Origin of the sequence: Bacillus mycoides, from assembly GCF_018742245.1 — a bacterium.
GTDB classification, from domain to species: Bacteria; Bacillota; Bacilli; order Bacillales; family Bacillaceae_G; genus Bacillus_A; species Bacillus_A cereus_U.
In genome coordinates this window covers 1,183,484-1,201,857 of sequence record NZ_CP036132.1, presented here as the reverse complement: position 1 = coordinate 1,201,857, position 18,374 = coordinate 1,183,484, and the positions used below count along the sequence as shown (strand labels likewise).

Sequence of the window (18,374 nt, the reverse complement as noted above, 5' to 3'; positions counted from 1 at the left end):
TTAGGACATCTCTTTCTATAATAAGGGTGATAATAACCGATACGTCGATTCAACAATCCGCCTATGAAGACGTCTCTTATGAAATCGGTCAACATGAATTTCACTTGATTCTTCTAAATCGTCTTTAAAATCTTGAACGAGCTTTCGAATGCTATCTGTATCATATAAAAAGGCATTTACTTCAAAGTTTAAATGAAAACTTCTCATATCCATATTAGCTGTCCCAATTGATGCGAGATCAGAATCCACGATAACGACTTTACTATGAAGAAAACCTTTTTCATATTCATATATTTTTACTCCTGCATCTAATAACTCCGGAAAGTACGATCTTGATGCATAAAAGACAGTGCGCTTATCCGGCTTACTTGGCATTAACAAACGAACATCAATACCAGCAAGTGCAGCTACTTTTAATGCAGATAAAATATCATCATCTGGAATAAAGTATGGTGTTGCAATCCAAATCGATTTCCTAGCTGAAGCAATCATTGCAAAATATAAATGTTTAATTGTTTCCCATTTATTATCTGGTCCACCTCCAACAAGTTGGACGCCGCCCCAATGATCACCCTCAACTGCTTCCGCTTGTAAATATTCAGGTGCTAATACCGCCTCACCAGTCATATAAAACCAGTCTTGAAGGAAAATCAGCTGTAAACTTTGAACTGCTTCACCGCGTAAATATAAATGCGTGTCTCGCCAAAAACCGAAATATTTATCCTTCCCTAAATACTCATCACCAATATTTAATCCACCTACAAACCCTTCATTTCCATCTATAATAACGATTTTTCGGTGGTTTCGATAATTAATTTTATCGTTTAAAATCGGAAAACGCACAGGGAAAAATGGAATCATTTCTACTCCTGCATCATTCAATTCTTCAATATACGAATTTGATAATTTAAAGCTTCCAACCGCGTCGTATAAAAAACGAACGACAACGCCTTCTTTTGATTTTTTTATTAAAATATCTTTAATTTCTGTACCGAGCTTGTCATCACGCACAATGTAATACTCCATATGAATGTGGTGTTTCGCTCGATTTAACCCATCTAAAATTGCCTGAAACGTTTCGTCTCCATTTGTTAATGTCCTCGTTTCAGTTTGAAATGAAATATTTAAAGCACCGAGTCGATCTGCTAAACGAAATAACAATTCTTGATGCTTATGATCTCGTAAAATCCGTTCTTCGTAATCTTCGTGTCCCTTATATTGTAAAAACGCCTGTTCATCGAGTAATGCCTTCTTTTGGAACATTCTTTTTCTGCGAAAGTTTTGTCCAAATAAAAGATAAGCAAAGAAACCGAACACTGGAAAAATACCTAGTACGATTAACCACGTAAGTGTTTTTGACGGATGGCGGTTTTCTAAGAAAATAACACATCCAATTAAAAATGCGGAAACCGTAAATAAAATACTAATAATACCTAAAATCGAAACATCCTTTATCCCCATGACATCCGAATAAAATGCTACATCAATAAACATGCGTAATGAAACAAATAATGCGAACAGTAGTAGAAAAAAGAAAAGTAGTTTTAGTGTATTTTTCATCTCTTACCCCCTAAATAAGAAAGCCTTCCTATTCTTCATAAAAAAAGCCGATTTCATACTATAGAAATCGGCCTACATTTTAGGAGGGAAATTGTTGCGAATTGTCTCAAGCGCACGCTCTTTCACAACCTGTTTCCCATACTCACTTACACGGTGAATCGTTAAAGTAGATTCTTCTCCATATTCTAAAACAATACTTAAAATACGATCAATCTCTTCTTCATCATGTAGCACTTCATCAAATTCCACATATACATAATAGCGGTCCTCAAATGAATGCAATTCATCTTTTATATCTTCAAAGATAAGACGATGACTTAATGAAATGACATCTTCAAAATCATTAAACTTAATTAAAAAGCCAAACGTACCATCTTCATTAAAGTTTGTTCCTACTTGTTCTTCTACCTCTTCCACTAATTCTTGCTGGAATAATGATTCGATGCCTTCATCTAGAGGAATGTCTATAATTTTATCCACACCTATTGGTAGTTCCAGCTTTTGTCCATCCTTTGAAAGCTCCGCTTTCGTTACAAGTACTTCAATCCCCTTATCGACTGCTTGCACTTGAATCCATAACGGTCCATCGACAAAGAAATCATCATGATCACGAGCTTCGTCCATCATCTCCCAAAAGAGCTCTTCACTTCGTTCGCGATCATACCAAATTTCTTCACGGTTAAACCCTCTGTCCTCTATATCAATGTACGTAATAAAAAATTTCATCGTATGGTCATTAATTCTTTCAATATCCAAAATACAACTCTCCCTTCCTGCTCAGAATTATTATGAAGGGATTCCCCACTCATATGACAAAACAATAGATTCTTGTACTCTCATTTTATGATAAGATTCTCCAGAATGGAAATAAAATCGATTTATTTTACAAAAATAGTTATATACCTATCTGTATTCGATCGTTTACATAAAGTGAAACATTAATCAGGATTTTTTTCATCCTCCACTGATTATTAGCTCGCACTAATCGGGATAAATATACCATTATACCAATTCACTGTTCACAAAAAATTTGGACATACATTCCCATATTCCCCCGTACACTGTAATAAAGTGAAACTTCTATTATAGGTGATTATTTTGTCCCCGGGGGGCGCGGGATCAAAACTAGACAAACTTTCTTCACCACATACATATATTTCGCTTATTAAAACATCATAAATGGAGGCAGACGAATGGACTTAGAGTTTTTAACATCTGTACTAATGATTGTCGGTATCGATGTTGTACTAGGTGGCGATAACGCAATTGTCATCGCACTAGCTAGCCGAAATTTACCTGAAGCAAAACGAAATAAAGCCATTTTGATTGGTACTATTTTAGCAATTGTGCTACGAATTCTCCTCACAATACTAGCTGTCTATTTACTTGATATCCCATTTTTACAACTCATCGGCGGAATCTTACTCACATTAATTGCGGTAAATTTACTCACTGATAATAACAACGATCTTTCTTCTATCAAAGGAAAAACAACTTTATTTCAAGCTGTGCGTACAATTGTATTCGCGGATCTCGTTATGGGGTTTGACAATGTTATTGCCATTGCAGGAGCAGCTCACGGAAGACTTTCACTCGTAATTATCGGTTTATTAATTTCTATCCCGATTATCATTTGGGGAAGCAAACTTATTTTAATACTCATGGAACGCTTTCCATTTCTCATTTATTGCGGAGCAGCAGTTCTCGCCTATACAGCAGGAAAAATGATTACACATGAAGACAGACTTGCAACGTTTTTTCATCATAATCCTAGTTTTACCACAAGTATCCCTTATTTGTTCATTTTCACGATTTTATGCATAGGCTTTATCGTTCAACAAGTGCGATTACGTAATGTTAAACAGTAAAAAAAAACCTTCTACTCTATAATAGGTAGAAGGTTTTCATATTATTATAATTAATTTACAAGACGCTGTGCTTCACGTAATTGGAACGTTCTTACTGTACGTGGTAAGAAACGACGGATTTCGTCTTCGTTGTAACCTACTTGAAGGCGTTTTTCGTCAATCATAATTGGACGACGTAAAATACCTGGATAGTCACGAATCATCTTATATAAATCTTGAAGTGGTAAAGACTCTAAGTTCACATTCAATTCTTGGAAAACTTTTGAACGAGTAGAAATAATCTCATCCGTTCCGCTTTCTGTCATACGTAAAATCTCTTTAATCTCATCAATCGTTAATGGATCTGAGAAAATATTACGTTCTGTATAAGGAATATGATTTTCCTCTAGCCATAATTTCGCCTTTCTACAAGACGTACAGCTTGGAGAACTATATAATGTTACCATACAAAGCTCACTCTCCTTAAAGAGTACAAATTCTGTACTAATTACAGTTTAAATTTCTAACTTCCGCAATTTTTCGCGATAACTTGTCTTATAGCAAAGTAAAAAATCGCAATTCATGTAAGCAACAACAATTACTTTTAATAAGTAACTTCTATAATCATTATACAATAGTTTTTGCAAGAAATATACAGTGAATTTACTGCTAGTTGAGAAAAATTATCCGTGTACTCCACTGCTATGTAACATGATTACACTCATTAAAACTGTCCTTTAACAACGGCCTTCAACCCTTTTGATACTTGCTTTCTACAATAATTTTCACTTGATATACAATTACAGTTTCATAATCTTCCCCATTAAAAAGAGAACGTTTTCTTACCTTTTCCCGACAAAACCATTGAGAAATGTAAGACTCTAAAGATTAGAAACAAAAAGAACACTTGTTCTTATTTTAACGAATCTCCCCGCTCATGTCTATATGCTTTCTAAAGTAAATCGAATATTTTTCTGACATTTCTTTCTTTTTTACCATTTATCTCATACAATAAAAATAAAGACAGGCAAAGGGGGAATGTGCATATGATCGCTTTTTTTACTGATTTTATCATTGTTGCTACCCTCATCATCGGAATAACAGCATTGATTGGTGTCATTACAAATAGCATCGGTGAAAAACTCTTTGGTGGGAAAGAAAAAATGAAGTTTGTTAACAAAAGTTTAGATGTACAATCTGGCTGGAACCAAGTTGGCGGAAAAGGCATTTATAAAAAACGTACGTACTAAAAAAAGCAGGTAATCACCTGCTTTTTTTGTTATTTCTCTACTGATGCCCATTTGAAGCTTACTTCGCCACCATACTTATGGTTGTACATATCTTTAATTGTTTCTCTTTGTAAATATGCTCTACCACGTTGATATACTGGAACAATCGCAGCATCATCAAGTAACATTTTTTCTGCTTCTAATAAGTTTTTCCAGCGAGCATTTACATCGCTTCCGTCTTTTTTCGCTTTCATAATAATCTCATCGTACTTCGGATTAGAATACTTCATTTTGTTTTGCGCTCCATCAGTTACAAACATATCAAGATATGTAACTGGATCCGGGAAGTCTGCACTCCATCCAGAGAATGACATTACATAATCGCCAGCATCTTCTAATTTTAGTTTTTGCGCGAATGGTTGTTGTTTAATTTTCACTGTTAATCCTGGTAAATTCTTTTCTAACTCACCTTTTAAATATTCACCAGTTTTCTTCGATAATTCAACATCTTCATTTAATAACTCTAATTCAATTTCGTTTTTACCAAGCTCTTTTTTACCAGCTTCCCAATACTTTTTCGCTTCTTTTACATTTGGTTTTACAATATCTCCATTTTCAGCACGGAAATCTTGTTTATCCGGTCCTTTAATGAAATTGTCAGGAATTAATCCCGTCGCTGGCTTAGAACCGTTATTTAATAATGTATCAACGAATGGTTTACGGTCAAAACCAAGAGAAATTGCTTTACGAATATTTTTATTTGCTAAAGCTGGGTCTTTTTGATTTAAGCGAAGGAAGAATACAGAAGTATCTTCTACCGTTTTGAAATCTGGTTTTCCTTTATATTTATCGATGAACTCTGCTAATAACGTCGCTCGATCGACTGCGTTTGTTTCATATAAATTAATTGGCGTAGATGTATCTTTTACAATATTAAAGTTTACTTCCTCAAGCTTCACTTCTTTATTGTCCCAATATGATGGGCTCTTTGTCATTTTGAAGCTACGTTCATGTTGCCAATCACTTAATGTAAATGGTCCGTTATAGAGTGTTGTATTTGCTTCTAAACCAAACTTCACACCTTGCTCTTTCACATACTTTTCATTAACAGGATAGAAGATCGGATAGACCATTAAATCAACAAGATATGGAATAGAATTATCCAATTCTACTTCTAATGTATGATCATCAATCGCTTTCACGCCTAATTGATCTGGACTCATCTCTTTTTTATTAATTTTCTCAGCATTTTTTATATCGTACATAATGTACGCCGATTTCGCAGCTGTATCTGGATTAATCGCTCTTTGCCATGCATACACGAAATCTTTCGCCGTTACAGGGTCACCATTTGACCATTTTGCATCTTCACGTAATTTAAATGTATACTTTTTACCGTCTTCTGACTTCTGGAATTCCTTCGCTACACCTGGAACTAATTTATCGTCTTTCCCAAGGCGATATAGACCTTCCATCGTATTGTTCATTACTTTTGAAGAAACTGCATCAGCTGATAACGCTGGGTCCATCGTTGGAATTTCTTGTGTTTCAATTAAGTTAATAACTTGCTTCGCACCGCTTTTCCCGCTATCCCCTTTTGCGTTCGCTTGCGGTTCATCTTTTTGGTAGCCACATGCCCCTAAAATCATGCTCATTGCTACTGTTGATGCTACAAAAACTGGTATCTTTTTTTTCATACTTCCACCCCTCCAAAAAAATGTTAGCCCTTTCATTTTCAAACAGAAAGAAATATATATATGTTCTAATAATTCATATTATACACACAAATATATTCTTTGTATATTTATATTTCTATTTTATTAAAATTTTCTGTTAACGTTTAGTATATTTGTAAACGTTTCATACTGCGTATTTATTGAACTAAAGTGTTAAAAATATCAAATTTTATACTTTTCTAAATTATCAGAGAAAAACAAATTTTATATCCTATAATATCTTACGTATAATTATTCTTCCTTTTTTGTCATAAAATGAAGGTTTATTCATATTGAAAATATGTAGGCTAAAATAAGTGCAAAGGATATGAAAGTGTGTTACGATACACTTTGCTAAAAATAGATATCGGTAAAGAGGGGACGGACATGACAGCAATTCGCTCAAAAAACGGGCCAACAGAGAAATTAAGTTTATTCTTATTAACATGGCCTATTTTTCTAGAAGTTTTTCTTTTTATGCTGATGGGGATCGCTGATACTTTCATGTTAAGTGCATTATCAGACGATGCTGTATCTGGGGTTGGTGCAGCGAATCAATACCTTCATATCGCGATTTTAGTACTAGAAGTCATCGGGAATGGTGCAGCTATCGTTGTATCCCAATACCTCGGTTCTAAACGCTTTATGGAAGCATCAAAAATATCAGCATTAGCAGTAACATTAAATTTAGGAGTCGGGCTCGTTATAAGCGCCGGTTTTCTTTTATTCTCAAAACATATGATGATGGCAATGAACTTACAAGGCGATGTATTAACGTATGCACAAAGCTATCTATCCATCGTCGGAGGAGCTATTTTCCTTCAAGCTATTATTAACTCATTAGCCGCAATTATCCGCGTTCACGGCTTTACAAAGCAAGCGATGTTTGTTTCGCTTGGAATGAATATTATTCATATCGCCGGAAACTACGTACTTATTTTCGGGAAATTCGGTTTCCCTGAACTTGGTGTGCAAGGGGCTGCTATTTCTTCTGCTGTCAGCCGGTTAATCGCACTTATCGTTTTCTTCTGGTTACTGTATCGCGTTATGGAATACCGTGTGAAATTACAATATTACTTCACTTTATCAAAAGAATACGTTGGCAAAATTTTAAAGATCGGCATTCCATCGGCATTCGAGCAAGTCATGTATCAAGCTTGTCAAATTGTCTTCTTATATTATGCAACATACTTAGGTACGGAATCATTAGCAGCAAGACAATACGCTACTAACATTTCCATGTTCACTTATTTATTCGCCATTGCTATCGGTATGGGAACAGCTATTATCGTTGGACGCCTAGTTGGCGGAAATGAAAAAGATGAAGCGTACACACGTGTATGGAAAAGTGTACAATGGGCGATTGGTGTAACTCTATTTATGGTCATTCTCGTTGTTACATTCCGAACACAATTAATGGGACTATTTACGGATAATCCTCATATTATCTCTCTAGGAGCAAGCGTTCTTTTACTAAGTGTACTACTGGAAACAGGACGGACGATGAACATCGTCATCATTAATTCACTTCGTGCGGCTGGAGATGCCAAATATCCTGTTTTAATCGGAGCATTCTCCATGGTGTTAATGAGCTTACCACTCGGTTACTTTTTCACCTTCCATTTAGATATGGGTCTCGTTGGTATTTGGCTAGCGATCGCTAGCGATGAATGGACGCGGGCGATTATTATGTTCTTCCGATGGAGAAGTAGATCGTGGGAAAGTTATGCACTTGTTAAACCTGATGAGCAAGATAAGAGCGTTTCTGTTCAAGCGCAATAAAATAAAAGTGTTTCTAAATGAAGAAAAGGCGGCTGATTTCAGTCGCCTTTTTCTTCATTCTCGGAAACTCTTACTTCGCTGTCTTTAAACAGAAAAAGAACTTGGATAAAATCGCTTTATACTAACTTAAGTTTAACTAGTATAAAAAAATAGAGCCATCCTTCTGTAATAGAAGAATGGCTCTACTTTTTTATTGATAGATTTCTTTATATTTCTTATACTCTGCTTCAGAACATAATACAAAATGTCCTGGGCGAATTTCGCGCATTGTTGGCACTTCACTACCATAATCATGCTGCGATGGGTCGTATACGATACGTTTACGATTGCGCTCATAATCTGGATCTGGAAGTGGAATTGCTGATAGTAGTGATTTTGTATATGGATGCATTGGATTCGCATATAACTCTTCACTTGTTGTCAGCTCAACGATTTGACCACGGTACATTACACCAATGCGATCACTAATGTATTTTACCATCGATAAATCATGGGCGATGAATAAGTATGTTAAACCTTTTTCTCTTTGTAACTGTTTCAGTAAGTTTACAACTTGCGCCTGAATCGATACGTCAAGTGCTGAGATTGGTTCATCAGCAATGATAAATTCAGGTTCTACAGCTAGCGCACGAGCGATACCGATACGTTGACGTTGTCCGCCTGAGAATTCATGCGGGAAACGATTCGCGTGCTCTTTATTTAAACCAACTGTATTTAACAGCTCGTGAACACGGTCCATACGCTCTTTTTTACCTTTTGCTAGTCCGTGAATATCAATACCTTCTGCGATAATATCCCCTACTGTCATACGAGGATTTAATGATGCATATGGATCTTGGAAAATCATTTGCATTTTACGGTTGAACTTCTTAAGTTCTGCGCGTGATTTTTTCCCATGTACATTTTCACCATCGAACAACACTTCACCGGCAGTTGCATCGTATAAACGAATGATCGTTCTTCCAGTTGTTGACTTACCACAACCAGATTCTCCTACAAGTCCAAATGTTTCACCGCGGTAAATATCAAATGAAATATCATTAACTGCTTTAACAACACCACCACTCACATCAAAGTGTTGTTTCACATTTTTTACTTCAATTAATTTCTCACGTTGTTTAGTCATGTTGTTCACCTGCTTTCATTTGAAGAATACGTTTTTCAACAACTGCTGGTGGTTTTACTTCTGGCGCTTGCTCATGAAGTAACCAAGTTGCCGCATAATGTGTATCACTTACTTTAAATAAAGGTGGTTCCATTTCAAAATCAATTTTCAGTGCCTGTGGGTTACGTGGTGCAAAAGCATCACCCTTTGGCGGTTTTAATAAGTCTGGAGGCGTTCCTGGAATCGCATATAGCTCGTCCTCTGAACCATCTAAGCTTGGCATAGATGCGATTAAGCCCCATGTGTATGGATGTTGTGGATTGTAGAAAATTTCATCAACAGTTCCAATTTCAACAACTTTACCAGCGTACATAACCGCAACTCGGTCTGCAACGTTTGCCACTACACCTAAGTCATGCGTAATGAAAATGATTGCTGCTTCTGTTTTTTGCTGAATGTCCTTCATAAGCTCTAAAATTTGCGCCTGAATTGTAACGTCTAGAGCCGTTGTCGGCTCATCGGCAATTAATAATTTCGGATTACAAGCTAACGCCATAGCAATAACTACACGCTGTCTCATACCACCTGAGAATTGGTGAGGATATTGTTTTAAACGAGCTTCTGGATTTGGAATACCTACAAGGTCAATTAATTCTAAAGCGACTTTACGTGCATCCGCTTTACTCATCCCTTGGTGTTTAATAAGACCTTCCATAATCTGATTACCAATTGTCATCGTTGGATTTAACGATGTCATTGGATCTTGGAAAATCATCGCAATATCTTTACCGCGTACTTGCTGCATTTCTTTTTCCGTTAATTTCGTTAAATCACGACCGTCAAATACAATCTCTCCATTTTTAATACGGCCTGGAGGATTCGGGATTAATCCCATTAGCGCTTTAGAAGTAACTGATTTCCCAGAACCAGACTCTCCTACAATCGCTAATGTTTCCCCTTTTTTCAAATCAAAAGTAACTCCGCGCACTGCTTGTACTTCACCTGCATGTGTATCAAAGGAGACTTGTAAATCTTTTACCTCTAACAATGTTTTCATTTTTACTTCTCCCTCCTCGTTTACTTACGCATTTTCGGATCTAACGCATCGCGTAATCCATCTGCCATTAAGTTGAATGCTAGAATTAACATACTGATGACAACCGCAGGGATGAACATCATGTGTGGATACGTTTGAATTGATTTATATCCATCATTTACAAGAGAACCAAGTGATGCGAATGGTGGCTGAATTCCTAAACCGATGAAGCTTAAGAATGCCTCACCAAACACCGCTGATGGAATTGTAAACATTGTCATTACGATAATTGGTCCCATAACGTTTGGAATTAAGTGTTTCACAATTAATTGTGTATTTGTTGCACCTAATGTACGAGATGCTAATACATATTCTTGGTTTTTTAATTTTAGGATTTGTCCACGAACAATCCGCGACATCCCTATCCAACCTGTAATCGCCATTGCGAGTGTGATTGACCAAATACCAGATCCCATAATGATTACCATTAAAATAACGATGATTAAGTATGGAATACCATTAATAATCTCCATAATACGTTGCATAATATTATCTACTCTACCGCCGTAGAATGCTGAAATACCCCCGTATGCAACCCCAATTACTAGGTCAATTGCTGCTGCTAAAAGAGCGATATATAATGATACGCGTGTACCTTCCCATGTTCTTGTCCACAAGTCACGACCAAGATCATCTGTACCAAACCAGAAGTACTCTTTAATATCACGTTTTGCATATTGGTCAACACCATATTGATCTGTGCCGTCAAATGGTAACCAATGAATATTTTCAATCACTGGAATTTTCGGTGGCATTTTCGCACGACCTAAATCCTGCTCTTTATAAGAATGTTTACTTACCATCGGTCCAAAAATTGCTAGTAGTACAATAATGCTCAATAATACAAAACCCAACATCGCGCCTTTATGTTGGAACAAGCGTCTTCGTACATCTTGCCAAAACGTTAAGCTTGGACGGGCAATGACTTCATTATCAACATTATTTTGATTGGCTTGTTGAAATAAATCTGGAGATAATTTTTGTACATCTTTCATCATTTTTTCCCTCCCGCTAAACGAATACGAGGATCAATAATTCCGTATAAAATATCGACAATGAAAATAACTAAGATGAAGATCGCACTATAGAAAATTGTAGTTCCCATAATAACTGTATAGTCATTCACTGTAATAGATTTAACGAACTGTTCCCCAAGTCCTGGTACAGCATAAATTTGCTCGATAACAAGTGTTCCTGTAATTAATGCAGCAACCATTGGTCCTAAAATTGTTACAACTGGAATTAACGCGTTACGAAGTGCGTGTTTGACAATGATAACGCCTTGACTAATTCCTTTTGCTTTCGCTGTTAAAATATAATCAGACTGCATAACTTCAATTAATTCTGCACGAGAGAAACGTGCGATTGTTGCGATAACTCCCATCGATAATGCAATTGTAGGCATTACTGTAAACTCTGGTCCTTTCCAGAACGCTACTGGGAACCAGCCAAGTTTTACCCCTACGAAATATTGTAGTAATGCGGCGAATACGAACGATGGTACCGACATCCCGAGTACCGAAATAACTGTTGCACTATAATCGACCCATGTATTATTACGAAGTGCCGCAACAATTCCTAAAAGTAAACCGATAAATGTTCCTAATATAATCGCTTGTAAACCAAGTTGTGCTGATGGTCCAATGCGATCCACAATCATGTCTGTTACTGGGCGGTTATCATATTGGAATGATACCCCTAAATCACCTTGCGCTAAGTTACCTAAGTAACGTGCATATTGAACTGGTACTGGATCATTTAAACCATATTTTTCAAGAATGATTTCTTTTTGTGCCGGTGATAGCTTCTCCTGGTTTTTAAGCGGAGAACCCGGTAGTAATTTCATCAAAAAGAAAGTCAGTGTAGTAATTAAAAATAATGTCAAAGCCATGTACACGAAACGTTTTAATACATAACGTCCCATAGTCAAGCACCTCCCCGTTTTTCTCAAAAGCAATAAGATAGTTTGAAATATTCTTACTTTTATTTTTTTAAAATAAGAGCACATGCCCATCATAGGCATATACCCTTATTCATGATGGAAACCATTTTTAGTTTTTGAGTTCAACCCACTTATAGCTAAATTCTCCGCCGTATTTATGTTCTAATAGGCCTGTAATTGAACTACGTTGTAAATATGCCTTTCCAGGTTGATATACTGGAGCAATCGCTGCATCTTCAAGCAGTTGTTGTTCTGCTTTTAATAGAGCATCCCAACGAGCTTGTACATCTACTTCTGTTTTGGCTTTCTTAATTAGTTCATCATAAGCTGGGTTTGCGTAATTCACTTTATTTTGTGAATTACCTGTTGTATACATTTCAAGGAATGACATTGGATCCATATAATCTGGACTCCATCCCGCATATGACATCGCATAATCTCCACTTGCTTCAAGTTTTAACTTTTGTGCAAATGGCTGCATTTTTGTTGAAACTGTTAAACCTGGTAAGTTCTTTTCGAATTGTCCCTTTAAATACTCTCCAATTTTTTTGGCATCATCAGTATCAAAGTTTAATAACTCTAACTCTACTTTGTCTACACCAAGTTCTTTTTTACCAGCTTCCCAATATTTTTGTGCTTCTTTAATATCCTCTTTTATAAGCTTTCCGTTTTCTTCACGGAAGTCTTTTCCATTCGGACCTTTTGCTAAGCCTTTCGGAACAAAACCATATATCCCCTCTGAACCATCGTTTAAGATCACTTTTCCGATATTTTCACGTTCAAAGGACATTGCAATTGCTTTTCGGATATTTTTATTTGCTAAAAATTTATTCTTTTCATTTAAGCGAATAAATTGTGTAGATGGTCTCTTAATCGTTTTAAAGTCAGCATCTGATTTGTATTTGTCTACAAACTCTGATGTTAATACGACACGATCAATCGCTTTCGTTTCATATAAATTTATAGCAGTTGAACGATCCTTAACAATATTGAAGTTTATTTCCTCAAGTTTTACTTCTTTATTTTCCCAATACGTTGGATTTTTCTTAAGTTGGAAACTTTGTTCATGCTTCCATTCATTTAATATGAATGGACCATTATAAAGTGTCGTATTGGATTCTAATCCGAATTTATCTCCTTGTTCTTTTACAAACTTCTCATTCAAAGGATAAAATGTTGGATAGACTGTTAAACTTACAAAATAAGGAACAGGGTTGTCTAATTCCACTTCAAATGTGTGATCATCAATGGCCTTTACACCAAGTTCTTCAACTGGTAACTCTTTTTTGTTAATTTTCTCCGCATTTTTAACATCAAATAGTATGTAAGCAAACTTGGCACCCGTATTTGAATCTATAGCTCTTCTCCAAGAATAAACGAAGTCTTTAGCTGTTACAGGTTCACCATTCGACCATTTCGCATCTTCACGTAATTTAAATACATACTTTTTACCATCTTCTGATTTCTCATAAGATTTAGCGACTCCCGGAACAAGTTTATCGTCTTTCCCCAGACGATACAATCCTTCCATTGTGTTATTCATGATGTTAGAAGATGCTGCATCCGTTGATAACGTCGTATCCATTGTTGGTATCTCAGCAGTTTCTGTTAGATTCAATACTTGCTTATTTGAAGTACTGGATCCTTTCGCGCTTGCCTTATTATCATCTTTTTGATAACTACAGGCTCCTAGCACACTTACTGTCAACGTCGATGCAAGCAATAGCGGTATCTTTTTCTTCATGTTGTATTGCCTCCCCTAATTGCACTTCCTGTACCCTCACTTGTAGAAAAACAGAATTGAAAGAATAATCTCCAAGTTTCTACAATTTTCATTATACATATAATATGACGATTGTGAATATAGTTTTTTGTTTTTTTGTTAAAATTTTTAATAAAATGTTTATATTTTTAATTTTTCGTAAAGGGATAGGTTAACATTGCTACCATCATCTTGAAATTAGAACCACAATTGCGTATAATTTTCAAAAAATTATTTATATTACTTATTATAGCTTTTATAGTATAATAATTCTAGTAATATTTTGACGGAGGGGAATATTTTGAATAACGTTTTTTTTCATACTTGTATACTATTTTTGGTTGCGATAATCGCTTCTAGTGTGGGCGCATTCCTCGTTTCATCTCAGTTTTTGTTGAATTTTGTCAACATCTCATTCTATATTGCATTGATTTTTATTCTTATAGGTGGTTTTTTATTCATATTTCAAAATGGATTTTTTAACGTAACAATTTACGCATTCCAAAGAGTATTTGGTACGAATAAAAAAATTGACTCTTTAATTGAAGAAGCAGAGGAACCTATCGATAAGAAAGAACGTATTTATAAAACATATTCATTCAAATGGACGTATCCGATTTGTATTACCGGTATCGTACTTGGGTTGTTCTCGATCCTCATTAGCTTTACTATTTTGATGTAGTTTGCAAACACTGCTCCATATGATATAATAATCAGCAAAACATTTTGTTATAAAACTTTAGTTCTTTCATATTAAAAGGGCTCAGTTAACAATAAATTTATATGTATGCGATGATAAAGAAGAGTACATATTGGGGCAATTTCAGAGAGCTTGTGGGTGGTGTGAACAAGTAATTGTACAGTATGGAATGGGCTTTTGAGCACCAAACCGAACCGAAAGTAGTAGGCTTTGGCGTTATATCCAGACGTTATTATGGATCTTGAGAGATTTCACAGCTGTGAAATAATTAGGGTGGTACCGCGGTCCATTCGTCCCTATGTAATTTGGGATGAATGGGCTTTTTTGTATGCCTTCTCTTCCCCATCGCACATTCAATTTTAGGAGGAATTACTTATGTCAGTTATCTTTTCTGGTATTCAGCCAAGCGGAACAATTACACTTGGAAACTATTTAGGAGCTATGAAGCAATTTACAGAGCTTCAAAACGAACACGACTGTTATTTCTGTATTGTAAACCAACATGCGATTACAGTACCTCAAGACCCTGTAGGGCTTCGCAAAAACATCCGCAGTCTTGCTGCGCTATACGTTGCATGCGGCATCGATCCTGAAAAAGCTACTTTATTTGTACAATCAGAAGTACCAGCACACGCTCAACTAGGATGGATTATGCAATCCGTTGCTTACGTTGGAGAATTAGAACGTATGACACAATATAAAGACAAAGCTTCAGGAAGAGATTCAGTTCCAGCTGGATTACTTACATATCCACCATTAATGGCTGCTGATATTTTACTTTACAACACAGAAATCGTGCCTGTTGGTGATGACCAAAAGCAACATATGGAATTAACACGTGATCTAGCAGAGCGTTTCAACAAACGCTTCCGTGAAGTGTTCACAGTTCCTGAAATTCGTATTCCAAAAGTAGGAGCTCGCGTTATGTCATTAACAGAACCTACGAAAAAAATGAGTAAATCTGATCCAAATCCAAAATCAATGATCAGTATGCTTGATGAGCCAAAAACAATCGAAAAGAAAATAAAAAGTGCCGTAACTGACTCTGAAGGCATCGTTAAATTTGATAAAGAGAATAAACCTGGAATCTCTAACTTATTAACAATTTACTCTTCATTCTCAGGAAAAACAGTAGAAGAAATAGAAGCAATGTACGAAGGAAAAGGATACGGCGACTTCAAAGGTGACCTAGCACAAGTAGTCGTAGAAGCAATTCGTCCAATCCAAGACAAATATAACGAACTAATCAACTCCCCAGAACTAGACGAAATTCTAGACAAAGGTGCCGAAAAAGCAAACCGCGTTGCATTCAAACAACTACGCAAAGTAGAAAACGCAATGGGACTAAGCAGAAAACGTAGGTAACATATAAAGCGGAGGCGGCTCGTTCAGCTCTGACTGGCTAAGGTTCTTTCGCATAGAAGACGCTTTTTGTCTTCTTATGCGGAAGGTTCTTAGACACGAAGAGCTTGCCGCCGGAGCTGGATTACTATATAAAGCGGAAGCGGCTCGTTCAGAATGTGAGGAGGATGGAGCTCCTGACGTAGAGGCGCTTTTTGCCTCGCAGGAAGGCGCGAAGCCACCGAACATTCTTGCCGCTGGAGCTAGATTTATTTATAAAGCGGAGGCGACTGCTTAGCCCTGACGGATAAGGTTCTTCCCCACAGAAGGTGCTTTTTACCTTCTCGTGGGGAAGGTTCTTAGACGCGAAGGGCTAGGAGCCGGAGCTAGATTCCACATAAAGCGGAAGCGGCTCGTTCAGAATGTGAGGAGGATGGAGCTCCTGACGTAGAGGCGCTTTTTGCCTCGCAGGAAGGCGCAAAGCCACCGAATATTCTTGCCACCTCCATAAAAAAAACCGCCAATTGGCGGTTTTTTTTAATTTACCTTCTGCTCATTTTCCATTTCCCATAACTTTTCAAAAAACGGCTGTCCTTTTACAAGCCGCTCACATAATTGCTCGTGCTTCTCAGACCATCCAGTTTTCGCTTCATCATAAAGTTTAGCCCAAACATCTTCAAACTCCATATGTTGGACCATTCCATACGCTGATGGATCCCACTCTGTGAACCAATAGCGAATTTCAGCTGGATTTTTCGTTGTATGTAATTGATCTAACGCCATAAATAATAATTGTTTTAGCTGTCTTTCTTTACGAGTTAGGCCATTCATAATGAACGGTGATGGTGATAAAATATGATGTTCTTTTTCAATCTCTTCTACTTGGAACTCATACTTTTCTGCTTGCACACTTTCTACCATCTCATATACCATCTGCTCTTGACGAGGTATAAGCCTACTTTTTCTAATTGGCACATTATAGCCGATTGAATCAATCGCAATAATTCCTTTTCCATCTGTAACTACAAAACAATATTCTTGTTGCAAACGTTCGTGATTTTTACGAATATAAGCCTTATGATATACGTCTTCCAATAATTTTTGCGGAAGCTCTAATAATTCGTTCTCGATGTAATGATATAATGTGGCATCTACTTTTAATAATGGCACTTGATCTAATAGCTCAATCGTATCATCTTTCCGCCATTCGTAAAAATGACAAACGTTATACCCATTCTCTTCACCTTCAAACCAATTTACCCATACATCATGTAGATATAACATTCACTACCCCTCACTTCACTACTGTTTGTACCAATCATTATGTTCATTTTTGCTTAACTTTATTCCACTTAAGGAAATATATTCTAATTATTATTTTTTCTTCTATAATATAAAAAAAACAGGAGGTAACGCTCCTGTTTTTTTTATGAAACATGAAATGTATTTGCTTTATTCAATATTTCTTTCGCATCTATAGATAATAAAGACAGTGTATTTTCTCCTTCAAATGCTACACAATCTTTCACAATATGAAATCCAAGTGCATAGCCAAGCATTTTTGGGTACGAGTGCAGTCCATTTAATAAAACATCATGCTCCCTCGTACCTCTCTTTACATCTATTCGTTCTTGTATTGAATTTCTCCAATAATAAATAGCATCTTCTTTTGAAATATAAGTAGTCCATGGTGCACATCTTTTTTCTGTATACCTTTCATACACAGCTTGCTCAGCTAACCCTTCCATAATCATCGTATCAAGTAATGTATACTCTGTTTCCTTCGTCTCAATTTGATGTAATCTACATATATGGTGGTATTCATGCGTTAATAAAGCTTTTAGTTCCTCTACTGAATTACGTCCACATACGAATAAGAAAATAACGTGACGCATAGATAAACCAGCCTTCCCGTTATATTCCTCTTGTACCGTTCGATTATATGAATCTGATAATAAAATAAAGATAGGGACATCTGGACCTTTTAGCCAACTTTTCAATTTTTCATACTCCATGCTAAGTTCTTTCCAAATTTCTTTCTTCTCTAACTCTTTAATTTCCTGCTCCCCCCGCATTACTGGGCGATACATACCTTTAGAGATTAAAAAACGATACAGCCTCTCTTTTGGCAATGGAATATACTTTGTAAATTTCTCACAAAGCTTTTCTGGGCGTCCATAATACAGATGTAACCATTCTGCCGTTTCAACAACCCCCACCCTTCATCCCTCCTTTTCTTATGTATATGCAAAAAAAGAAAGGAACGTAAAGGTGATAAAAAATAAATAAGGTGTC

The 18,374-nt window shown here is 36.3% G+C and carries 17 protein-coding genes, 1 pseudogene and 1 other annotated feature; of the genes and pseudogenes, 6 read left to right on the top strand and 12 right to left on the bottom strand.

The window, feature by feature from the left end:
• Positions 1–15: 15 nt before the first annotated feature.
• Both EXW56_RS06060 and mecA read right to left on the bottom strand, forming a co-directional pair.
• Positions 16–1,560: a cardiolipin synthase gene (locus EXW56_RS06060; RefSeq protein WP_002201375.1), complete on the bottom strand. Its 1,545-nt coding sequence runs from the start codon at positions 1,558–1,560 to the stop codon at positions 16–18.
• A gap of 72 nt (positions 1,561–1,632) precedes the next feature.
• Entirely contained in the window at positions 1,633–2,316 is a 684-nt protein-coding gene (gene mecA / locus EXW56_RS06055; protein WP_002201376.1) for an adaptor protein MecA, read from the bottom strand.
• A 437-nt stretch (positions 2,317–2,753) separates the two neighbouring features.
• Here mecA and EXW56_RS06050 point away from each other — a divergent pair, with 437 nt between their 5' ends.
• Positions 2,754–3,428, top strand: a complete 675-nt coding sequence (locus tag EXW56_RS06050; protein ID WP_002201377.1) for a TerC family protein — start codon at positions 2,754–2,756, stop codon at positions 3,426–3,428.
• Positions 3,429–3,478: 50 nt separating this feature from the next.
• Here the strand turns inward: EXW56_RS06050 and spx are convergent, their stop codons facing one another.
• Entirely contained in the window at positions 3,479–3,874 is a 396-nt protein-coding gene (gene spx, locus EXW56_RS06045) for a transcriptional regulator Spx (protein ID WP_002011348.1), read from the bottom strand.
• A gap of 579 nt (positions 3,875–4,453) precedes the next feature.
• On the opposite strand from spx, the gene EXW56_RS06040 reads away from it, so the two are divergent.
• Complete coding sequence (locus EXW56_RS06040) at positions 4,454–4,657, top strand: hypothetical protein (RefSeq protein WP_000559981.1); 204 nt, start codon at positions 4,454–4,456, stop codon at positions 4,655–4,657.
• Between the two features lie 29 nt (positions 4,658–4,686).
• Here the strand turns inward: EXW56_RS06040 and EXW56_RS06035 are convergent, their stop codons facing one another.
• On the bottom strand, positions 4,687–6,333 hold the full coding sequence (locus tag EXW56_RS06035; RefSeq protein WP_002158887.1) for a peptide ABC transporter substrate-binding protein: 1,647 nt from the start codon (positions 6,331–6,333) through the stop codon (positions 4,687–4,689).
• 354 nt (positions 6,334–6,687) lie between these two features.
• Between EXW56_RS06035 and EXW56_RS06030 the strand changes: the two genes are divergently transcribed.
• The gene (locus tag EXW56_RS06030; RefSeq protein WP_215597305.1) at positions 6,688–8,133 is read left to right on the top strand and encodes an MATE family efflux transporter; all 1,446 of its coding nucleotides are present in this window, start codon (positions 6,688–6,690) and stop codon (positions 8,131–8,133) included.
• A gap of 190 nt (positions 8,134–8,323) precedes the next feature.
• On the opposite strand, the gene EXW56_RS06025 is transcribed toward EXW56_RS06030, so the two are convergent.
• The 6 genes and pseudogenes from EXW56_RS06025 to EXW56_RS27930 form a co-directional block, all read right to left on the bottom strand.
• Entirely contained in the window at positions 8,324–9,259 is a 936-nt protein-coding gene (locus EXW56_RS06025; RefSeq protein ID WP_002125930.1) for an ABC transporter ATP-binding protein, read from the bottom strand.
• The gene (locus EXW56_RS06020) at positions 9,252–10,295 is read right to left on the bottom strand and encodes an ABC transporter ATP-binding protein (protein ID WP_002125928.1); all 1,044 of its coding nucleotides are present in this window, start codon (positions 10,293–10,295) and stop codon (positions 9,252–9,254) included. The genes EXW56_RS06025 and EXW56_RS06020 overlap by 8 nt, the downstream gene beginning before the upstream one ends.
• 20 nt (positions 10,296–10,315) lie before the next feature.
• Positions 10,316–11,332: an oligopeptide ABC transporter permease gene (gene opp3C / locus EXW56_RS06015; protein WP_016104176.1), complete on the bottom strand. Its 1,017-nt coding sequence runs from the start codon at positions 11,330–11,332 to the stop codon at positions 10,316–10,318.
• Positions 11,329–12,258 (bottom strand): oligopeptide ABC transporter permease, encoded by a 930-nt coding sequence (gene opp3b, locus EXW56_RS06010; protein WP_000534171.1) that lies wholly within the window; start codon positions 12,256–12,258, stop codon positions 11,329–11,331. Before opp3b ends, opp3C begins: the two co-directional genes overlap by 4 nt.
• Before the next feature lie 127 nt (positions 12,259–12,385).
• Positions 12,386–14,020 carry a peptide ABC transporter substrate-binding protein gene (locus tag EXW56_RS06005; protein ID WP_002166148.1) on the bottom strand — a complete coding sequence of 545 codons (1,635 nt, stop codon included), beginning with the start codon at positions 14,018–14,020 and terminating at the stop codon, positions 12,386–12,388.
• Positions 14,017–14,229: pseudogene (locus EXW56_RS27930) on the bottom strand (hypothetical protein). Before EXW56_RS27930 ends, EXW56_RS06005 begins: the two are co-directional and overlap by 4 nt.
• Positions 14,230–14,339: 110 nt before the next feature.
• Between EXW56_RS27930 and EXW56_RS06000 the strand changes: the two are divergent.
• The 3 genes from EXW56_RS06000 (at position 14,340) to EXW56_RS05990 (ending at position 16,377) form a co-directional block, all read left to right on the top strand.
• Positions 14,340–14,720, top strand: coding sequence for a DUF3899 domain-containing protein (locus EXW56_RS06000; protein ID WP_002166149.1), 381 nt, complete (start codon positions 14,340–14,342; stop codon positions 14,718–14,720).
• A 101-nt stretch (positions 14,721–14,821) separates the two neighbouring features.
• Positions 14,822–15,039, top strand: a binding site (T-box leader).
• 74 nt (positions 15,040–15,113) lie between these two features.
• The gene (trpS, locus tag EXW56_RS05995; protein ID WP_002201379.1) at positions 15,114–16,103 is read left to right on the top strand and encodes a tryptophan--tRNA ligase; all 990 of its coding nucleotides are present in this window, start codon (positions 15,114–15,116) and stop codon (positions 16,101–16,103) included.
• Between the two features lie 76 nt (positions 16,104–16,179).
• On the top strand, positions 16,180–16,377 hold the full coding sequence (locus tag EXW56_RS05990; protein WP_002201380.1) for a hypothetical protein: 198 nt from the start codon (positions 16,180–16,182) through the stop codon (positions 16,375–16,377).
• Positions 16,378–16,616: 239 nt separating this feature from the next.
• Here EXW56_RS05990 and EXW56_RS05985 read toward each other — a convergent pair whose 3' ends face one another.
• Both EXW56_RS05985 and EXW56_RS05980 read right to left on the bottom strand, forming a co-directional pair.
• On the bottom strand, positions 16,617–17,363 hold the full coding sequence (locus tag EXW56_RS05985; RefSeq protein ID WP_002011326.1) for a YjbA family protein: 747 nt from the start codon (positions 17,361–17,363) through the stop codon (positions 16,617–16,619).
• 143 nt (positions 17,364–17,506) lie between these two features.
• Positions 17,507–18,298 carry a DUF2268 domain-containing putative Zn-dependent protease gene (locus EXW56_RS05980; RefSeq protein ID WP_002149838.1) on the bottom strand — a complete coding sequence of 264 codons (792 nt, stop codon included), beginning with the start codon at positions 18,296–18,298 and terminating at the stop codon, positions 17,507–17,509.
• Between the last annotated feature and the right edge of the window lie 76 nt (positions 18,299–18,374).

Excerpts from the sequence above, each read along its gene's own strand:
- EXW56_RS06060 (WP_002201375.1), bottom strand. The coding sequence starts at position 1,560 with ATGAAAAATACACTAAAACTACTTTTCTTTTTTCTACTACTGTTCGCA.
- EXW56_RS06050 (WP_002201377.1), top strand. The coding sequence starts at position 2,754 with ATGGACTTAGAGTTTTTAACATCTGTACTAATGATTGTCGGTATCGAT.
- spx (WP_002011348.1), bottom strand. The coding sequence starts at position 3,874 with ATGGTAACATTATATAGTTCTCCAAGCTGTACGTCTTGTAGAAAGGCG.
- EXW56_RS06040 (WP_000559981.1), top strand. The coding sequence starts at position 4,454 with ATGATCGCTTTTTTTACTGATTTTATCATTGTTGCTACCCTCATCATC.
- EXW56_RS06035 (WP_002158887.1), bottom strand. The coding sequence starts at position 6,333 with ATGAAAAAAAAGATACCAGTTTTTGTAGCATCAACAGTAGCAATGAGC.
- EXW56_RS06025 (WP_002125930.1), bottom strand. The coding sequence starts at position 9,259 with ATGACTAAACAACGTGAGAAATTAATTGAAGTAAAAAATGTGAAACAA.
- EXW56_RS06020 (WP_002125928.1), bottom strand. The coding sequence starts at position 10,295 with ATGAAAACATTGTTAGAGGTAAAAGATTTACAAGTCTCCTTTGATACA.
- opp3C (WP_016104176.1), bottom strand. The coding sequence starts at position 11,332 with ATGATGAAAGATGTACAAAAATTATCTCCAGATTTATTTCAACAAGCC.
- opp3b (WP_000534171.1), bottom strand. The coding sequence starts at position 12,258 with ATGGGACGTTATGTATTAAAACGTTTCGTGTACATGGCTTTGACATTA.
- EXW56_RS06005 (WP_002166148.1), bottom strand. The coding sequence starts at position 14,020 with ATGAAGAAAAAGATACCGCTATTGCTTGCATCGACGTTGACAGTAAGT.
- trpS (WP_002201379.1), top strand. The coding sequence starts at position 15,114 with ATGTCAGTTATCTTTTCTGGTATTCAGCCAAGCGGAACAATTACACTT.
- EXW56_RS05990 (WP_002201380.1), top strand. The coding sequence starts at position 16,180 with ATGCGGAAGGTTCTTAGACACGAAGAGCTTGCCGCCGGAGCTGGATTA.
- EXW56_RS05985 (WP_002011326.1), bottom strand. The coding sequence starts at position 17,363 with ATGTTATATCTACATGATGTATGGGTAAATTGGTTTGAAGGTGAAGAG.